Source organism: Roseicyclus sp. (genome assembly GCF_018402035.1).
Lineage (GTDB): Bacteria > Pseudomonadota > Alphaproteobacteria > Rhodobacterales > Rhodobacteraceae > Roseicyclus.
On record NZ_JAGYJN010000001.1, the window covers coordinates 213,101 to 228,367 of the forward strand.

General features: G+C 60.3%; 14 protein-coding genes and 1 tRNA gene. 7 read left to right on the forward strand and 8 right to left on the reverse strand.

Translation table 11 applies throughout. The annotated features are described in order from the left end of the window. Nucleotides 1–53: 53 nt before the first annotated feature. The 4 genes from KG698_RS00990 to KG698_RS01005 form a co-directional block, all read right to left on the reverse strand. Nucleotides 54–1,391, reverse strand: a complete 1,338-nt coding sequence (locus KG698_RS00990; protein ID WP_213683701.1) for an HlyC/CorC family transporter — start codon at nt 1,389–1,391, stop codon at nt 54–56. Nucleotides 1,392–1,555: 164 nt separating this feature from the next. Further along, nucleotides 1,556–2,491 carry a tyrosine recombinase gene (locus KG698_RS00995; protein ID WP_213683702.1) on the reverse strand — a complete coding sequence of 312 codons (936 nt, stop codon included), beginning with the start codon at nt 2,489–2,491 and terminating at the stop codon, nt 1,556–1,558. Continuing rightward, nucleotides 2,488–4,026, reverse strand: coding sequence for a hypothetical protein (locus KG698_RS01000; RefSeq protein WP_213683703.1), 1,539 nt, complete (start codon nt 4,024–4,026; stop codon nt 2,488–2,490). Before KG698_RS01000 ends, KG698_RS00995 begins: the two co-directional genes overlap by 4 nt. A gap of 22 nt (nt 4,027–4,048) precedes the next feature. Next, nucleotides 4,049–4,297, reverse strand: coding sequence for a hypothetical protein (locus tag KG698_RS01005; protein WP_213683704.1), 249 nt, complete (start codon nt 4,295–4,297; stop codon nt 4,049–4,051). A gap of 24 nt (nt 4,298–4,321) precedes the next feature. On the opposite strand from KG698_RS01005, the gene KG698_RS01010 reads away from it, so the two are divergent. Both KG698_RS01010 and aroB read left to right on the forward strand, forming a co-directional pair. Then, nucleotides 4,322–4,903: a shikimate kinase gene (locus tag KG698_RS01010; RefSeq protein ID WP_213683705.1), complete on the forward strand. Its 582-nt coding sequence runs from the start codon at nt 4,322–4,324 to the stop codon at nt 4,901–4,903. Next, the gene (gene aroB / locus KG698_RS01015; protein WP_213683706.1) at nt 4,900–6,015 is read left to right on the forward strand and encodes a 3-dehydroquinate synthase; all 1,116 of its coding nucleotides are present in this window, start codon (nt 4,900–4,902) and stop codon (nt 6,013–6,015) included. Before KG698_RS01010 ends, aroB begins: the two co-directional genes overlap by 4 nt. Nucleotides 6,016–6,069: 54 nt before the next feature. Here aroB and gpt read toward each other — a convergent pair whose 3' ends face one another. Continuing rightward, nucleotides 6,070–6,576 carry a xanthine phosphoribosyltransferase gene (gpt, locus tag KG698_RS01020; protein ID WP_213683707.1) on the reverse strand — a complete coding sequence of 169 codons (507 nt, stop codon included), beginning with the start codon at nt 6,574–6,576 and terminating at the stop codon, nt 6,070–6,072. Nucleotides 6,577–6,579: 3 nt separating this feature from the next. Then, entirely contained in the window at nt 6,580–7,404 is an 825-nt protein-coding gene (gene fabI / locus KG698_RS01025) for an enoyl-ACP reductase FabI (protein ID WP_300982790.1), read from the reverse strand. A gap of 133 nt (nt 7,405–7,537) precedes the next feature. Between fabI and pdxH the strand changes: the two genes are divergently transcribed. The 5 genes from pdxH to KG698_RS01050 all read left to right on the forward strand — a co-directional run bounded on the left by pdxH (nt 7,538) and on the right by KG698_RS01050 (nt 13,692). Continuing rightward, nucleotides 7,538–8,158 (forward strand): pyridoxamine 5'-phosphate oxidase, encoded by a 621-nt coding sequence (gene pdxH, locus KG698_RS01030; RefSeq protein WP_213683709.1) that lies wholly within the window; start codon nt 7,538–7,540, stop codon nt 8,156–8,158. Nucleotides 8,159–8,324: 166 nt separating this feature from the next. Continuing rightward, complete coding sequence (locus KG698_RS01035; RefSeq protein WP_213683710.1) at nt 8,325–8,834, forward strand: cold-shock protein; 510 nt, start codon at nt 8,325–8,327, stop codon at nt 8,832–8,834. A gap of 11 nt (nt 8,835–8,845) precedes the next feature. Continuing rightward, nucleotides 8,846–9,328, forward strand: a complete 483-nt coding sequence (locus KG698_RS01040) for a DUF192 domain-containing protein (RefSeq protein ID WP_213683711.1) — start codon at nt 8,846–8,848, stop codon at nt 9,326–9,328. Nucleotides 9,329–9,376: 48 nt separating this feature from the next. After that, nucleotides 9,377–9,453 (forward strand) — tRNA-Pro (locus KG698_RS01045). Between the two features lie 567 nt (nt 9,454–10,020). Next, a complete protein-coding gene (locus tag KG698_RS01050) occupies nt 10,021–13,692 on the forward strand; it encodes a vitamin B12-dependent ribonucleotide reductase (protein WP_213683712.1) in 3,672 nt (1,223 codons plus the stop codon). Between the two features lie 177 nt (nt 13,693–13,869). Here the strand turns inward: KG698_RS01050 and KG698_RS01055 are convergent, their stop codons facing one another. Then, a complete protein-coding gene (locus KG698_RS01055) occupies nt 13,870–14,793 on the reverse strand; it encodes an MBL fold metallo-hydrolase (RefSeq protein ID WP_213683713.1) in 924 nt (307 codons plus the stop codon). A gap of 142 nt (nt 14,794–14,935) precedes the next feature. Further along, on the reverse strand, nt 14,936–15,139 hold the full coding sequence (locus KG698_RS01060) for a DNA translocase FtsK 4TM domain-containing protein (RefSeq protein ID WP_213683714.1): 204 nt from the start codon (nt 15,137–15,139) through the stop codon (nt 14,936–14,938). Nucleotides 15,140–15,267: the final 128 nt, after the last annotated feature.

Here is a 15,267-nt window from a genome sequence, read left to right on the forward strand (position 1 = left end):
CGGGCCGTCGCATGTCAAAAAGCGACAAAAGCTTGCCCGCCCGCACCGCCGCGTCAGCCGAGCTTGCGGACCTTGAGCTTGGTCAGGCGGTTGCGCTCACGCTCGGCCACCTCGAAGCGGAAGCCATGGAAGCTAAAGCACTGGCCAACCGCCGGAATAGTCTGCGCCTCGTGGATCACCAGACCCGCGACGGTATTGGCCTCCTCATCGGGGAGTTGGAATTCGGTCGCGCGGTTGAAGTCGCGAATCGTCATCGCACCGTCGATCACGAAATTCCCATCGGCGGCAGGTGCCAGCATCGGCGCATCGGGGATATCGAACTCATCGGTGATCTCGCCCACAATCTCTTCGAGGATATCTTCGAGGGTGATCAAACCGCGCAAAGCGCCGTATTCATCGACAACCAGTGCGAAATGGGTGTGGCGCTTGAGAAACTGCTTGAGTTGATCGTCAAGCGTGGTCGTCTCGGGGATGAAATAGGGTTTGACCGCCACATCCGTGATCTTGAAGCCCTTGATCCCTGCGATACCCTGTGCGTCCGGGCCGCGCACAAGCTGGTCGATGGCGCGCAGCAGGTCTTTGGCATGGACCACGCCTACGATATTCTCTTGCTCGCCGCGATAGACGGGCAGGCGGGTATGCGGTGATTTCAAAGCTTGGCTCAGAATATCCTCAGGATCGGCATTGGCATCGATCATCTCGATGCCTGAGCGGTGCAGCATGATCTCTTCCACGGTGCGCTCATGCAGGTCGAGCGCGCCCAAAAGCCTGTCGCGCTGTTCTTTGCCCACGCGCCCCTCGGAATGGCCAAGCGAGAGCGCGCCCATGATCTCTTCATGGACGGAAAGCATATTGGCACCCGCATCGATGCGCACACCAAAGACCGCCAAGACCGCGCGCACAACGTAGCGCACAAGCGTCACGACGGGGGCCATGACCGCGATCACCAGCGCCACCGGGCGCGCGACACGCGCAGCGGTGCGTTCGGGATCGTTGATGGCATAGGTCTTGGGCAAAACCTCGGCAAAGATCAGCACAAGGGCTGTCATCACCAGCGTGGCCAGCGCAATGCCGCCCTCGCCAAAAAGCGTGGTCAGAAGGGCGGTGGCAAGCGAGGTGGCAAGGATGTTGACCAGGTTATTGCCCAAGAGAATGCCGCCGATCAGCCGCTCACTATCTTCTTTCAGCAACAGCGCTTTTTCAGCACCTTGTTGGCCCAAATCCTCCCGGTCGGCCATCGAGCGCAGCTTACCGCGCGAGGCGGCTGTCAAGGCCGTCTCTGAGCCCGAGAAAAACGCCGAGCAAAACAGTAAAAGCACGATCACCGCAGCGGTGATCCATGTGGTTGGGTCGGACAGGCCGGTGAAGCTGTCGGTCAGGGTGTTTTCCATGGCGCGGTTATGGGGGTTGCGCGGCTTTGCTTCAAGTGGCGGCGCGCAAGGGGTGTGGCGCTGTTGCAATCACGGCGCTTCGCATTGCTCTTGTTTGGGGGGCTCTGCCCCCGGTCGCCCTTGGCGACCGCCCCCGGAGTATTTTTGAAGCAAAGATGGGTTGGTCAATCCTTGGCAAGCGGGTGGCGGTCGAGCACGAGGCGCTTGAGGCGTTCGTCAAGGATATGGGTGTAGATCTCGGTCGTGGCGATATCGGCATGGCCCAGAAGCATTTGGATCGCGCGCAGATCGGCCCCATTATGCAACAGATGGGTGGCGAAGGCATGGCGCATGCTGTGGGGCGTAATGCCCGCAGGATCGAGGCCAGCAGCAATAGCCAATTCCTTGATCAAGGTGAAAAAGCGGACCCGCGTCATATGCCCCGCGGCCCCGTGCGAGGGAAAGAGGAAGGGAGAGGGTTTCGCGCCACTTTCCTGTTTGCGCGCCTCTTGCGCGGCATCGCGATGGGCAAGCCAGGCCGTGATTGCCGCGCGGGCAGGGCGCGAGAGCGGCACAAGGCGTTCCTTGTTCCCCTTGCCGCGCACCAAAAGCATCTGTGGATCGCCACGCACCGCCGCAACCGTTAGGCTCACCAATTCCGACACACGCAGGCCCGTGGCATAAAGCAATTGCATCAAGCAGCAATTGCGCGCCCGATCCGCGGCGGTTTTGCCATATGTTTCGCTTGCTTCCAAAAGCGCATCGACATCGGCCATGCTGAGCGCATCGGGCAGGCTGGCGCGCTTGGTCGGCCCTTTGATCTGCAAGGCGGGATTGTCGCTGCGCCAACCTTCTTCATGGGCGAAGCGGTAAAGCTGTTTGACGGCCGAAAGGCGGCGCGCGCGGGTGGCAGGGGCAAGGCCCGCCGCATCCATCTGGATCAAATAGGCCTCGAGCATGGCGCGATCGGCTTGCGCAAAGCCTGTGCCGTGTCGAACGAGATAGGCCTGCACATCATTCAGGTCACGCCCATAGGCCAATTGCGTGTTGCGCGCGGCCCCTTGCTCGGCGGCTTTTGCGGCGAGAAAACTGGCAATCCAGCGCGTATCGGCAGTGGTCATTGGCTGGGTGCCGTGGTCAGCAAAAGCAGTTGTAGCGCGCTGCGCCGTGCCAAATCTTCAAGCCCGATACTGCGCAAAAGGGCCAGCGCATCGGTGATATCGCCCGGATCGCGCGCCTTGTCTGAGAGCACGAAGGTTGCACGCAACACCGCCTCGCCCAAGCGGTCATTGTTCAAAAACCACTCATAGCGATGCACAGGGGCGGGATCGGCAAAGGCCGCCGCCACCGCGCGTGTGGTCAGATCTGCCCCCTCGGGCGGAGAGGCCGCTTGGCCGCGTGCAATGGCGAAATGAAACGCCTCTTCGCGGCTTTGGGGCAGGGCCGATTGCGCGACGGTCTCATAAAGCGGCGACAACAGGCCGATCCGGCGCGCCAAAAGGCCGGTTTCGCCCACCAAGGGCAGGCGCAAAAGGCGTTCTGCGTAAACCTCGGCAAAGGCTGTCTCAAGACCCGCGGCCTGCATCGCGGCAAAGGCAGCGGCCAAGCGCGCGCCCGCCTGTAGCGGATCGCCCGCCAAAATTGCGGCATCAAAGCGTTGTAGCGCGCCGACCCTGTCCCAGACCCCGCCCGAGGCCGATGGCACGAGCGATGTGTAGATCGCAAGCCATTGCCCGGCCGAGATCGCACCCGCGCGCATCAGCCGCTCGCTGGCATCAAGCTGGGCATGCCATCCGGCCAGATCGGACAGATCGGCATGCGCAAAGATCAGCGGCAAGCCCGTGGTTGCCGGGCGCTCACCAATGGCCATGCGCATTTGGAAATCGAGCGGTGTCATCGCTGCATCGGGGGGCAGGGGCGGGGCCCCTTCGAATAATTCAGGGTCAAGGAAGCGCGCGATCAGCTCTGCCTCGGCCTCGGTCATCCGGCCCAAGGCAAAGCCCGTATCAAGGCTGAGTGCCGCCGCCGCCCAATCGCCCGCCCGCGCAAGACACAAGATGCGCGCAGGCAGGGTGGGCGCGATATCGGGGTTGGCGGCCATCGCCTGACAGGCGCGGTCGGCATGCCCGGTCATCAGCGAGACATCGAACCAGCGGCGGAATACCTCTGGGTTGGTGGGGCCCGCGCGTTCGATCAACGCTTGGGCCTGATCGAGTGCGCCGCGCGCCAGGAGCATATCGATCCGCGCCAAAAACAGCATGGCCGCGTCACTTGCCTCTTGGCGGGGCGGATCAAGCTCGGCCAAGGCAAGTGTTTGGGTAAAGCTTCGGATCGCGGGCAACCCCTCGATCGGTTGGGCGCGTAGCAGCCGCGCCAAGGTTTCCGGGTCAGACATGCCCCAAAGACCCGGCGGCAAGCCCGTGATGCTGGGCGGCAAAAGCCCCACCGCCTCAAGCGAGAGCGCGCCAAGCGGCATCACGCTGATGCTGGGGGCGACAATCGCCGTTGCGACATTGCCATGCGGCCGGGTCACGGTGTCGGACAACCAGTCAGGCGCTGTGATGACCGGCAAGGATGGCAAGACCGGGGGCATGGCGGTGGCGCTGTCTTGCGGCGATGTTTGAGCGTAGCAAGGGGCGGCGATCGTGAGTGCCACGCCCAAGCCACACAGCCTGCGTCTAATCGACATTGAGCTGCACCGGTTCTGTCACGCTTTGCTGCGCGGGCAGCAGATATCCCGAATAAGAATAGCCGATCAAACCAAGCACCCCCAAAAGGATGATCAAAACCAGCAATCTGATCACGCGCCACATGCTCTTTGCCTTTACCTTGTTGTTTGCCCGCATGCCTTTCGCAGAAAGGTCGCGGATCGGCGTTTGCCGCCGTTTCGATTTGCTTATAAGCCATGAGAGGCGAAATTGCGCCACTCACAGAAGAATTTTTTGAGCACCATGACCGAAACGACCACAAATTTGCGTGATGCGCCCGCGGGCCGGTTGGTACGCAGTGTTGTTTTGGTGGGCATGATGGGTGCAGGCAAGACCGCCGTGGGCCGGGTTTTGGCGGGGCAGCTTGATGCAGAGATCCGCGATTCGGATGCCGAGATCGAGGCCTCGGCCCAGCTTTCGATCGCCGAGATATTCGAACGCTATGGCGAGCCGTTCTTTCGCGAAAAGGAGAGTGCCGTCATCGCGCGGCTCTTGGCGGGGCCGCCGTGCATCTTGTCGACAGGCGGCGGGGCCTGGATGTCGCAGGCCAATCGCGATCTGCTGATGGCGCATGCGGCAGTCCTTTGGCTGAAGGCGGATTTGGAGCTTTTATGGCAAAGGGTGCGCCACAAGAACACGCGGCCGTTGCTGCGCACTGCTGATCCGCGCGCAAGCCTGTGCGCACTTTATGAGCAGCGCGCGCCGGTTTATGCATTGGCCCCGTACCAGGTCACAGTCGCGCCGGAATGGTCGGTGGAAGAGACGACAGAGCATGTTTTGGCAGCGCTCGTTGAGGCAGGCGCGGTAGAGGGGTACCCGACATGATGCAGACGGTGCATGTGGCTCTCGGTGAGCGGGCCTATGATGTGCACATCGGCGCGGGATTAATCGCGCAGGCGGGCGCCCAGGTCGCGCCGCTTTTGCGCAGGCCCAAGCTGTGGATTGTCACCGAAACCAATGTTGCCGCCTTGCATCTGGACGCGCTGCAAGATGGGCTCCGGCAAGCGGGACTGATGAGCGAGGCACTGATCCTGCCAGCCGGTGAGGGCACGAAAAGCTGGCCCTATTTGATCCAAGTGGTCGAATGGCTTTTGGCCGAAAAGGTCGAGCGCCGGGATGTGGTCATCGCCTTTGGTGGCGGGGTGATCGGTGATCTGGTCGGCTTTGCCTGCGCCATCTTGCGGCGCGGCGTGCGCTTTGTGCAGCTGCCCACCTCGCTCTTGGCGCAGGTCGATAGCTCGGTCGGGGGCAAAACCGGGATCAATACGGCGCATGGCAAGAACCTTGTCGGCGCATTTCACCAGCCCAGCCTTGTCTTGGCCGATATCGACGTGCTGGGCACGCTGGCCCCGCGCGATTTTCTGGCGGGCTATGGTGAGGTGGTGAAATACGGGCTTTTGGGCGATGCGGGCTTTTTCGATTGGCTGGAGCAAAACGGCCCAGCCCTTGCCGGAGGTGATGCCGGCCTGCGCGCCGAGGCGGTCCGCCACTCGGTTCAGATGAAGGCCGATATCGTGGTACGCGATGAAACCGAACAGGGCGACCGCGCATTGCTCAATCTTGGACATACATTTGGCCATGCGCTCGAGGCGGCGACCGGCTACTCTGATCGTCTATTGCATGGCGAGGGGGTGGCGATCGGCTGCGCGCTGGCCTTCGCACTCTCGGCGCGGCTGGGGCTTTGCGCGCAAGAAGAACCAAGCCGGGTGCGGGCGCATTTGTCGAAGATGAAGATGAAGCTTGATCTATCTGATATCGCTGGCGATTTGCCGGATACGGATGGGCTTTTGGCGCTAATGGGGCAAGATAAGAAGGTGGTCGATGGCCAACTGCGCTTTATTCTTGCGCGCGGGATCGGGCAGGCCTTTGTCGCAGCGGATGTGCCGCGTGATGTGGTGCGCGATGTCTTGCACGACGCGCTAGGCGTAAGGAGCTGAATTTTCGTACGAAAATTCAGCTTATGCGAAAATTCGTACGAATTTTCTGTACCATCAATCCTTGCCGCGATAGGGCTCGACATATTGCAGCGCCATATCCCATGGAAAGAAAATCCATGTGTCTTGGCTGACGCCAGTGATGAAGGTATCGACCAGCGGTTCACCTTTGGGTTTGGCGTAAACCGTCGCAAAATGCGCCTTGGGATAAAGGCCGCGCACCACCTCGAGCGTTTTGCCCGTATCGACCAGATCGTCGATGACCAAAATCCCCGTGCCATCGCCCATCATCGCATCATCAGGACGGTTCAGCACGACAGGTTCGGCCTGTGATTGGTGATCATAGCTTTTGACGCTGATCGTATCGACCAAGCGGATACCCAACTCGCGTGCCACGATCATCGCAGGTGCCATGCCTCCGCGTGTAATCGCGATCACTGCGCGCCAGTTCCCATCTTCGCCCGGGCCGCGCTTATCCAGCCGCCAAGCCAAGGCGCGCGCATCGCGGTGGATCTGATCCCAGCTGACATGGAAGCCTTTTTCATGGGGCAGCGGCGTGATCATGGCTTAGTCTTCCTTCTTGTCGAGGCTCAGATCCGGGGCTTCGGGGTTTTTCATGCCGATCACATGATAGCCCGCGTCGACATGCAACACCTCGCCTGTCACCGCGCTGGACATATCGGACAACAGGTAAAGCGCCGATTGGCCAACCTCGTCTTGCGTCACAGTGCGCCGGAGGGGGGAATTGTACTCGTTCCACTTCAAGATATAGCGGAAATCGCCGATGCCCGAGGCGGCCAGCGTCTTGATCGTGCCCGCGCTGATCGCGTTCACGCGGATACCGTCGCGGCCCAGATCTTCGGCCAGATACATCACCGATGCCTCGAGCGCGGCCTTGGCGACGCCCATGACATTATAATGAGGCATGACTTTTTCCGCCCCGTAATAGGTCAGGGTCAGCAAGCTGCCGCCATTGGGCATCATCTTTTCGGCACGCTGGCACACGGCTGTAAAGGAATAGACCGAAATATTCATCGTCATGGCAAAATTCGCGGGCGAGGTTTCGACATAGCGGCCGCGCAGCTCGTTCTTGTCGGAAAAGCCGATGGCATGGACCACGAAATCAAGACTGCCCCACGCGGCCTGAAGCTGGTCGAACAACGCATCAAGCGAGGCTTCGTCGCCGACATCGCAAGGAATCATCACGCTTGAGCCAAGGCTTGCCGCAAGCGGTTGCACGCGCTTGAGAAGGGCGTCGCCCTGATAGGAAAAGGCGAGTTCCGCCCCTTCGGCCGCGAGTGCTTTCGCGATGCCCCATGCGATGGATTTGTCATTGGCCAGCCCCATGATGAGCCCGCGCTTCCCTGTCATCAAACCCATTTCTGTCCCCATATGCCTGTCTTGCACTGCGGTTCTGGTACGCCATCACCTGAGATGCTTCAAGAGAGGCAGACTTGCAGCCGGGTGGGGCGGGCGCTAGCTGATGACGCAGGGACACGGACAAGGTCAGCAAAGGACGGTTGAGATGAGCGAGCGGACAGGGATTTTCGCGGGCGATGACCCGTTCATCATCGCCCAAGAGTGGTTGGCAGCTGCCGAACAGACCGAGCCGAACGATCCAAACGCAATTGCCTTGGCCACGGTCAATGCTGATGGGCTACCCAATGTGCGAATGGTCTTGCTGAAACAGATCGAGGCGAATGGTGCAGGGCAGGGCGGTTTTGTCTTTTTCACCAATTACGAGAGTGTGAAGGGGGGAGAACTTATCAGCGCGGGCAAAGCGGCCTTTGTGTTGCATTCCAAGACGCAGCGCCGCCAGCTTCGGGTGCGCGGGCTGGTCAGCCGCGAAGATGGGCCAGCGGCGGACGAATATTATGCCTCGCGCTCGCTCAAAAGCCGCTTGGGTGCATGGGCGTCAAAGCAATCACAGCCGCTGGACAACCGGGCAAGCCTGATGGCCGATGTGGCGCGTGTGACGGCGCAATATGGCACGAATCCACCACGGCCGCCCTTTTGGGGTGGGTTTCGGATCGTGCCGCTTGAGATCGAGTTTTGGGCCGATGGTGCCTTTCGCCTGCATGACCGCTTTCGGTGGCAAAGGGCCAGCCCTGCGGCGGATTGGCATATTCAGCGGCTCAATCCTTGAGCCGAAAATTGTTTGTAAATGTTGACAATTTCGCGATTTCACGACGCGCGAAACTGCAAATCACTGGGTAAACGCCAAATTTTTGTCTTGTATCCAGTGGTTTTGGTCACCAAAACGTAACGTAAGGGTCACCGCCCGACACGGGCAATTTACGGGATAGGCCAGTATGGCGGACGAAATTATGGATGAGTCGCTCGTCGTCGAGGGGCGCGTAAAGTGGTTTGATGTGGGTAAAGGATTTGGTTTCATCGTGTCAGATGATCCCGGACCCGACATCTTGTTGCATGCAAATGTGTTGCGCAATTTCGGCCAAGGCTCGGTTGCCGAAGAAGCGCGCATCACCGTGCGGGTGCAAGTGACACCGCGCGGCGTGCAAGCCAGCGAGGTTTTAGCAATCTCGGCCGCGGCAGGCCCGGATGGCGAGGAATTTGACACCACCGAGGATTTGGCGCCGGGCGTGCCCTTCGTGCCAGCACGGGTCAAATGGTTCGACAAGGCAAAAGGCTTTGGCTTTGCCAATGTTTTTGGTAACGCTGAGGATGTCTTCGTGCATGCCGAGGTGTTGCGCCGTTGCGGGTTGGCCGATCTCCTGCCGGGTGAGGCCGTGGCGATGAAGGTCGTCGAAGGCCCGCGTGGCAATATGGCCGCCGAGGTCCGGAGCTGGGATTTCGTCTGACGGAGGTGCGCATGCGCCCGTTTATTCTGGGCGCGGCGTCCGCGCTGATGATGTTGCTGATGGGGGCGCAACAGGTTTGGGCCTGTAGCGCCGACCAGATTGCGCTGCGCGGTGATTTCGGAACGGTCAGATTTCGGGTGGAGGTGGCCGATACCCCCGCCACGCGCGCCCAAGGTCTGATGTTTGTCAGCGATCTGCCACAGATGTCTGGCATGCTTTTTGTCTATGAGCGGCCCCAGAGCGTCAGCTTTTGGATGGAAAACACACTCATCCCGCTTGATATGGTTTTTGCCGATGAAACCGGCACGGTGCAGCGGGTCCATGCCAATGCAATCCCCCGAGATCGCACACCGATCCCCGGCGGTGAGGGCATTCAATATGTGCTTGAGATCAATGGCGGCTTGGCCGCGCGGTTCGGGATCAAGCCGGGCGATCAGATGCGCCATCCTGCGATTGCCCAAAACCTTGCGGCTTGGCCGTGCAGCACCCCGTGATCGCCGGGTCTTTCCAAGTCGATCAATGCCCTTTAAAGGGAAGTCAGTCGGGGCGTAGCGCAGCCTGGTAGCGCGTCTGTTTTGGGTACAGAAGGTCGTGAGTTCGATTCTCGCCGCCCCGACCATTTCACAACTTTAGATACTAAATATGGTGTCACTTGCGTGGCGCGACAACATCATGTGGGTCGTCGCGCGGCGTTTTGTGACTTTTCCACAATATCTTGTGCGAGGTTTCTGGGGGGCGATCACTCCTGCTGCGCCGCCGCGAGGGCCAGCCGTGCCTTGATGTGACAGTTCAAGGATATGCCCTAAACCCCAATGATCAATGCCGTTCTCGTTGCAATGCGTGATTTGCAGGCGCGAAAGGGAATCGGGTGGCACCCGGGGCAGAAAATTCGAGCGCCATTATTCAACCTGTTTTTGCGTGTTGAAGCCGTAAAAAAGTGATTGACCAGATAGCCCCCCCTACGTCAGTTTGTGTAGGTCGGGGTAAGCCAACACTAGATATGGTGGTCTCGACGGGGACGGGGAAATACCCCAGCACATCTGCGCAGATCCGTTGGACGGGTCGAGCATCGGAAGGCCGCGAGGCTCGCCGTGGGCAGGATATGTGTTCGTTCCCCATACGGTCAGAGCGCAACGACGCTGGCAGACCATGCTGATGGGATCAAAGTGCTAAAAGAGGCAGCCAGATGAAAATTGAACGCAGATTTACCAAAGCCGGCGCGGATGTTTATGCCGATCTCGAGTTTACGACCACCACATCAGAGATCCGGAACCCCGACGGGACAGTCGTGTTCAAATTGGATAATGTCGAAGTGCCCGCCGGCTGGAGCCAGGTCGCCTCGGATGTGATCGCACAGAAATATTTCCGCAAAGCGGGCGTTCCGGCGCGGCTGAAGCCCGTCAAGGAAAAGGGCGTGCCCGAATTCCTGTGGCGTCAGGTCGCCGATGATGAAGCGCTGGCCGCTTTGCCCGCAGAAGACCGCATGGGCGGTGAGACCTCGGCACGCCAAGTGTTCCGTCGTCTGGCAGGTGCTTGGGCCTATTGGGGCTGGAAGGGTGGCTATTTCACCACCGAGTCCGATGCGCGCGCCTATTTCGAAGAGATGCAGCTGATGTTGGCGCGCCAGATGGCAGCACCCAACAGCCCGCAGTGGTTTAATACGGGCCTGCATTGGGCCTATGGTATCGATGGTCCGGCGCAGGGTCACTATTATGTCGACTACAAAACCGGCAAGCTGACCAAATCCGCCTCGAGCTATGAGCACCCACAGCCGCACGCCTGCTTTATCCAAGGCGTCAGGGATGACCTCGTCAACGAGGGTGGCATCATGGATCTTTGGGTGCGCGAGGCACGGCTGTTCAAATATGGTTCGGGCACCGGCACGAACTTCAGCCATCTGCGTGGCGCGGGCGAAAAGCTTTCGGGCGGCGGTAAATCCTCTGGCCTGATGGGCTTCCTCAAGATCGGCGACCGCGCGGCTGGCGCGATCAAATCGGGCGGCACAACGCGGCGCGCAGCCAAGATGGTCATCGTCGATGCTGACCACCCCGATATCGAGGCTTTCATCGACTGGAAGGTGATCGAAGAGCAAAAGGTTGCAAGCCTTGTCGCGGGCTCCAAGACTCATGAGAAAATGCTCAATGCGATCTTCACTGCCATCGGCGGCTGGGATGGATCGGTTGATGATGCTGTCGATCCCACCAAGAACGACACGCTGAAAAAAGCGATCCGCGCGGCCAAATCCGCGTCGATCCCGGAAACCTACATCAAGCGCGTTCTCGATTATGCGCGTCAGGGCTACACCGCGATCGAGTTCCCGACCTATGACACGGATTGGGACAGCGAGGCTTATTCCAGCGTTTCGGGCCAGAACTCCAATAACTCGATCCGTGTTACCGATGCCTTCCTCAAGGCGGTTGAGACTGATGGTGATTGGTCGCTGATCAACCGCGTCGGCGGCAAGGTATCCAAAACGATCAAGGCGCGTGATCTGTGGGAAAAAGTGGGTCACGCCGCTTGGGCCTGTGCCGATCCGGGGATTCAGTTCCACGACACCGTCAACGCATGGCACACCTGCCCCGAGGATGGGGCGATCCGTGGATCGAACCCTTGCTCGGAATACATGTTCCTTGACGATACGGCCTGTAACTTGGCCTCGATGAACCTGTTGACCTTCCAACATGCCGGTCAGTTCGACGCCGAGGGCTACATCCACGCCTGCCGTTTGTGGACGCTGACGCTCGAGATCAGCGTGATGATGGCACAGTTCCCCTCCAAGGAGATCGCGCAGCAAAGCTATGATTTCCGCACGCTGGGTCTGGGCTATGCCAATATCGGCGGCTTGTTGATGAACATGGGCCTTGGCTACGACAGCGACGAAGGGCGGGCCATGTGTGGCGCGCTGACCGCGATCATGACCGGCGTGGCCTATGCCACATCTGCCGAGATTGCAGCCGAGCTTGGCCCCTTTGCCGGCTTTGCGCGCAACCGCGAGCACATGCTGCGGGTAATGCGCAACCACCGTGCCGCCGCTTACGGCAAAACCGATGGCTATGAGCAGCTCAACGTGACCCCCGTGCCGCTCGATCATGCCAACTGCCCCGATCAGCGCCTTGTCGCGCTGGCGCGTCAAGCATGGGACGAGGCGATCACCCTTGGCGAGGCGCATGGCTACCGCAACGCGCAATCCACCGTGATCGCGCCGACCGGCACCATCGGCCTTGTCATGGATTGCGATACCACCGGGATCGAGCCTGACTTTGCCTTGGTGAAGTTCAAGAAACTGGCCGGTGGCGGCTATTTCAAGATCATCAACCAATCGGTGCCGGGTGCGCTGGAAACGCTGGGCTACCCCAGCCACCAGATCGAAGAGATCATCGCCTATGCGGTGGGTCATGGCACGCTGGGTCAGGCACCCGGCATCAACCATACCGCGCTGATCGGCCATGGTTTCGGCCCCGCCGAGATCGAAAAGATTGAGGCGGCACTGCCTTCGGCCTTTGATATCCGCTTCGTCTTCAACCAGTGGACGCTCGGGGCCGATTTCTGCACCAAGACCTTGGGCATCCCGACCGAAAAGCTGAATGATCCCACCTTCGACATGCTGCGCCACTTGGGCTTTACCAAAGCCGATGTGGACGCCGCCAATGACCATGTCTGTGGGACCATGACGCTCGAGGGCGCGCCCTACCTCAAGCTTGAGCATTACTCTGTCTTCGATTGCGCCAACCCCTGCGGGAAAAAGGGCAAGCGCTATCTGGGTGTCGACAGCCATATCTACATGATGGCGGCAGCGCAGAGCTTTATCTCGGGCGCAATCTCCAAGACGATCAACATGCCCAACTCGGCCACGATCGAAGACTGCCAGAAAGCCTATGAGCTGTCTTGGTCGCTGGGTGTGAAAGCCAATGCGCTTTACCGTGACGGCTCCAAGCTGTCGCAGCCCTTGGCCTCGGCCCTCGTGGAAGATGACGAGGAAGCCCAAGAGATCCTCGAGAGCGGCACCACGATGGAAAAGGCGCAAGTCATCGCCGAAAAGATCGTGGAAAAGATCGTCATCAAAGAGATCATCAAGGCGCATCGCGAAAAGCTGCCCGAGCGGCGCAAGGGCTATACCCAAAAGGCCATCGTCGGCGGTCACAAGGTCTATCTGCGCACCGGCGAATACAAGGACGGCACGCTGGGCGAGATTTTCATCGACATGCACAAAGAAGGTGCTGGCTTCCGCGCGATGATGAACAACTTCGCCATCGCGGTGTCGGTCGGCCTGCAATACGGTGTGCCACTGGAAGAATTCGTGGACGCCTTCACCTTCACCAAGTTCGAGCCCTCGGGCATGGTGAAGGGCAACGACTCGATCAAGAACGCGACCTCGATCCTCGACTACATCTTCCGCGAATTGGCTGTCTCTTATCTGGACCGCACCGATCTGGCGCATGTCCAGCCGCAAGGCACCAGCTTTGACGATGTTGGCCGTGGTGCGGAGGAAGGTGTGTCCAACATCCGCGAAGTGCCCGAAAGCCGCGCCTCGACGCCTATCGAAGTGCTCAAGCAGGTGGCATCGACCGGCTATCTGCGCAAGCGCGCGCCGCAGGAGTTGCTGGTGTTCAGGGGCGGTGCCGATGCCGTGGCCACCTTGGAAACCCTCATCCCCGAGGTGCGTGGCACTTCCGCCATCGCCGCTGTCGCCACGACAACGGCTGTGACGACCGGCACGGTGTCGATGGATGCCGCGACGCGTGCCAAGATGCAGGGCTACGAGGGCGAGGCCTGCGGCGAGTGCGGCAACTACACGCTGGTGCGCAACGGCACCTGCATGAAGTGCAACACCTGCGGCGGGACGAGCGGCTGTAGCTGAATGTGATCGGGCACCCCGCTGGTCGGGGTGCCTGTCATCCGGGGCGGGTGCGCTCGCCCTAGACGCGGATCAGGCCGCAGGCAGAAACTTCGGGCAGCAATTCAGAGCCTGATACGCGAACCTCGGGGGGGCCATCAGCCCCCCCTTTTTCATGCGCTCTTCGCCGGTTGGGCGGGGTTACAGGGCGGGCTGAAAGATAAAGCCGCCATCTGCTTGCGTCACACGCCCGATCCCGCCGCCTGGCAGGTGGAAGCCGATCACGGCCATATCTTCTGCCGTGATCTGCGCGAATAGCGTGGCACGCGTTGCCGCCGCCATCTCAGGGTCTTGGTCCGAGCCCGACGTCCATTCCGGCCTTGCAAAAGCGATATGGCCATTGCCGATCGCATCGCCCAGCACCATCACCGCATCCGCCCCTTGCCCGATGACAAAGGCCATATGCCCCGGTGTATGGCCGGGTGTGAGCTGTGCGCGCACATCGGGCAGTACCATCTCACCATCATGAAACAGCACCATATCATCGGCCAGAACCTCCAGCCGCCGCTTGGCCCCCACAGCGAAACTGGCGCGTTCCTCGCCAATACTCTCGACGGTGGCGTCATCCATCCAATAGTCGAACTCGGTCTGGCCCATCATATGGGTCGCATTGGCAAAAAGCGCCTCGTCGAAATCATCAAGCGCGCCCCAAAGGTGGTCGGGGTGGCCATGGGTAAAGATCACATGGGTGATGTCCAACGGATCGATCCCGGCCGCCGCCAAGGCATCGGGTAGCGCGCCGACGCTGGATTGAAACCCGGTGCCCGATCCCGCATCGAACAGGGCCAATGTATCGCCATGGCGCATCAGCGTGATATTGCAGGGTGGGGTCAGCGGTGCGCTTGGGTCCATGTCAAAGCGCGCCAAGATCGTGGCCAACTCATCTTTCGGCATCGGGCCAAAGATGAAATCGGCGGGCAGGGTCAGGTTGCCGTCCGATAGGGTCAAGATCTCGACCCCGCCAGCCAGTTGCAGCCGCGTCTCAGTCCAGCCGCGTCGGGGCAGGGTGGTCGACACAAGTGCGGCCCCGCTGGTGGCAAGCAAGCTGCGGCGGGTGATGTTCATGATTTAATCCTCCCATTCTGGTGGCGGCGTCCTGCCGACCTTTGGGAAAGATGTATTCACAAAAATCTATATGTGTCACGGCGGAACTTTGGACCGGGACGGATCAAGCGGCGGCATGCGGCATGGGGCGGGTTTTGTCGCCCTAGATTTTCCGCCTTCTCAGGCGGCGCAGACCAAGGCCGCCACCAATCACCACCGCAAGCAAAGCCGCGACGCCCAACACGACCGCGCCATGCGACAGATCCGACAGCCAATGCCCAACACCACCCGCCGCCTCATGGCCGGGATGGGCCAAGGCCGATGTCGCCAGCAGTGAAAGGGCCAAGGGCGTTGCAAATTTGGTCATGTCATCCTCATCCGTCATGGCGGTGAAAGCCTGCACACCATGGCTAAAGGCGCGCGTTTACGCCGACAAGCTTTAGGCAGCGCCACGCGGCGGCCCCTCAGATTTCGCCTAGATTCTAGGCGTTTCTA

What these genes read in the sequence shown, in the direction of transcription:
- KG698_RS00995 (WP_213683702.1), bottom strand. Translation starts at nt 2,491, where the DNA reads ATGACCACTGCCGATACGCGCTGGATTGCCAGTTTTCTCGCCGCAAAA.
- KG698_RS01055 (WP_213683713.1), bottom strand. Translation starts at nt 14,793, where the DNA reads ATGAACATCACCCGCCGCAGCTTGCTTGCCACCAGCGGGGCCGCACTT.
- KG698_RS01035 (WP_213683710.1), top strand. Translation starts at nt 8,325, where the DNA reads ATGGCGGACGAAATTATGGATGAGTCGCTCGTCGTCGAGGGGCGCGTA.
- KG698_RS00990 (WP_213683701.1), bottom strand. Translation starts at nt 1,391, where the DNA reads ATGGAAAACACCCTGACCGACAGCTTCACCGGCCTGTCCGACCCAACC.
- KG698_RS01060 (WP_213683714.1), bottom strand. Translation starts at nt 15,139, where the DNA reads ATGACCAAATTTGCAACGCCCTTGGCCCTTTCACTGCTGGCGACATCG.
- fabI (WP_300982790.1), bottom strand. Translation starts at nt 7,404, where the DNA reads ATGGGGACAGAAATGGGTTTGATGACAGGGAAGCGCGGGCTCATCATG.
- pdxH (WP_213683709.1), top strand. Translation starts at nt 7,538, where the DNA reads ATGAGCGAGCGGACAGGGATTTTCGCGGGCGATGACCCGTTCATCATC.
- gpt (WP_213683707.1), bottom strand. Translation starts at nt 6,576, where the DNA reads ATGATCACGCCGCTGCCCCATGAAAAAGGCTTCCATGTCAGCTGGGAT.
- KG698_RS01050 (WP_213683712.1), top strand. Translation starts at nt 10,021, where the DNA reads ATGAAAATTGAACGCAGATTTACCAAAGCCGGCGCGGATGTTTATGCC.
- KG698_RS01040 (WP_213683711.1), top strand. Translation starts at nt 8,846, where the DNA reads ATGCGCCCGTTTATTCTGGGCGCGGCGTCCGCGCTGATGATGTTGCTG.
- KG698_RS01010 (WP_213683705.1), top strand. Translation starts at nt 4,322, where the DNA reads ATGACCGAAACGACCACAAATTTGCGTGATGCGCCCGCGGGCCGGTTG.
- aroB (WP_213683706.1), top strand. Translation starts at nt 4,900, where the DNA reads ATGATGCAGACGGTGCATGTGGCTCTCGGTGAGCGGGCCTATGATGTG.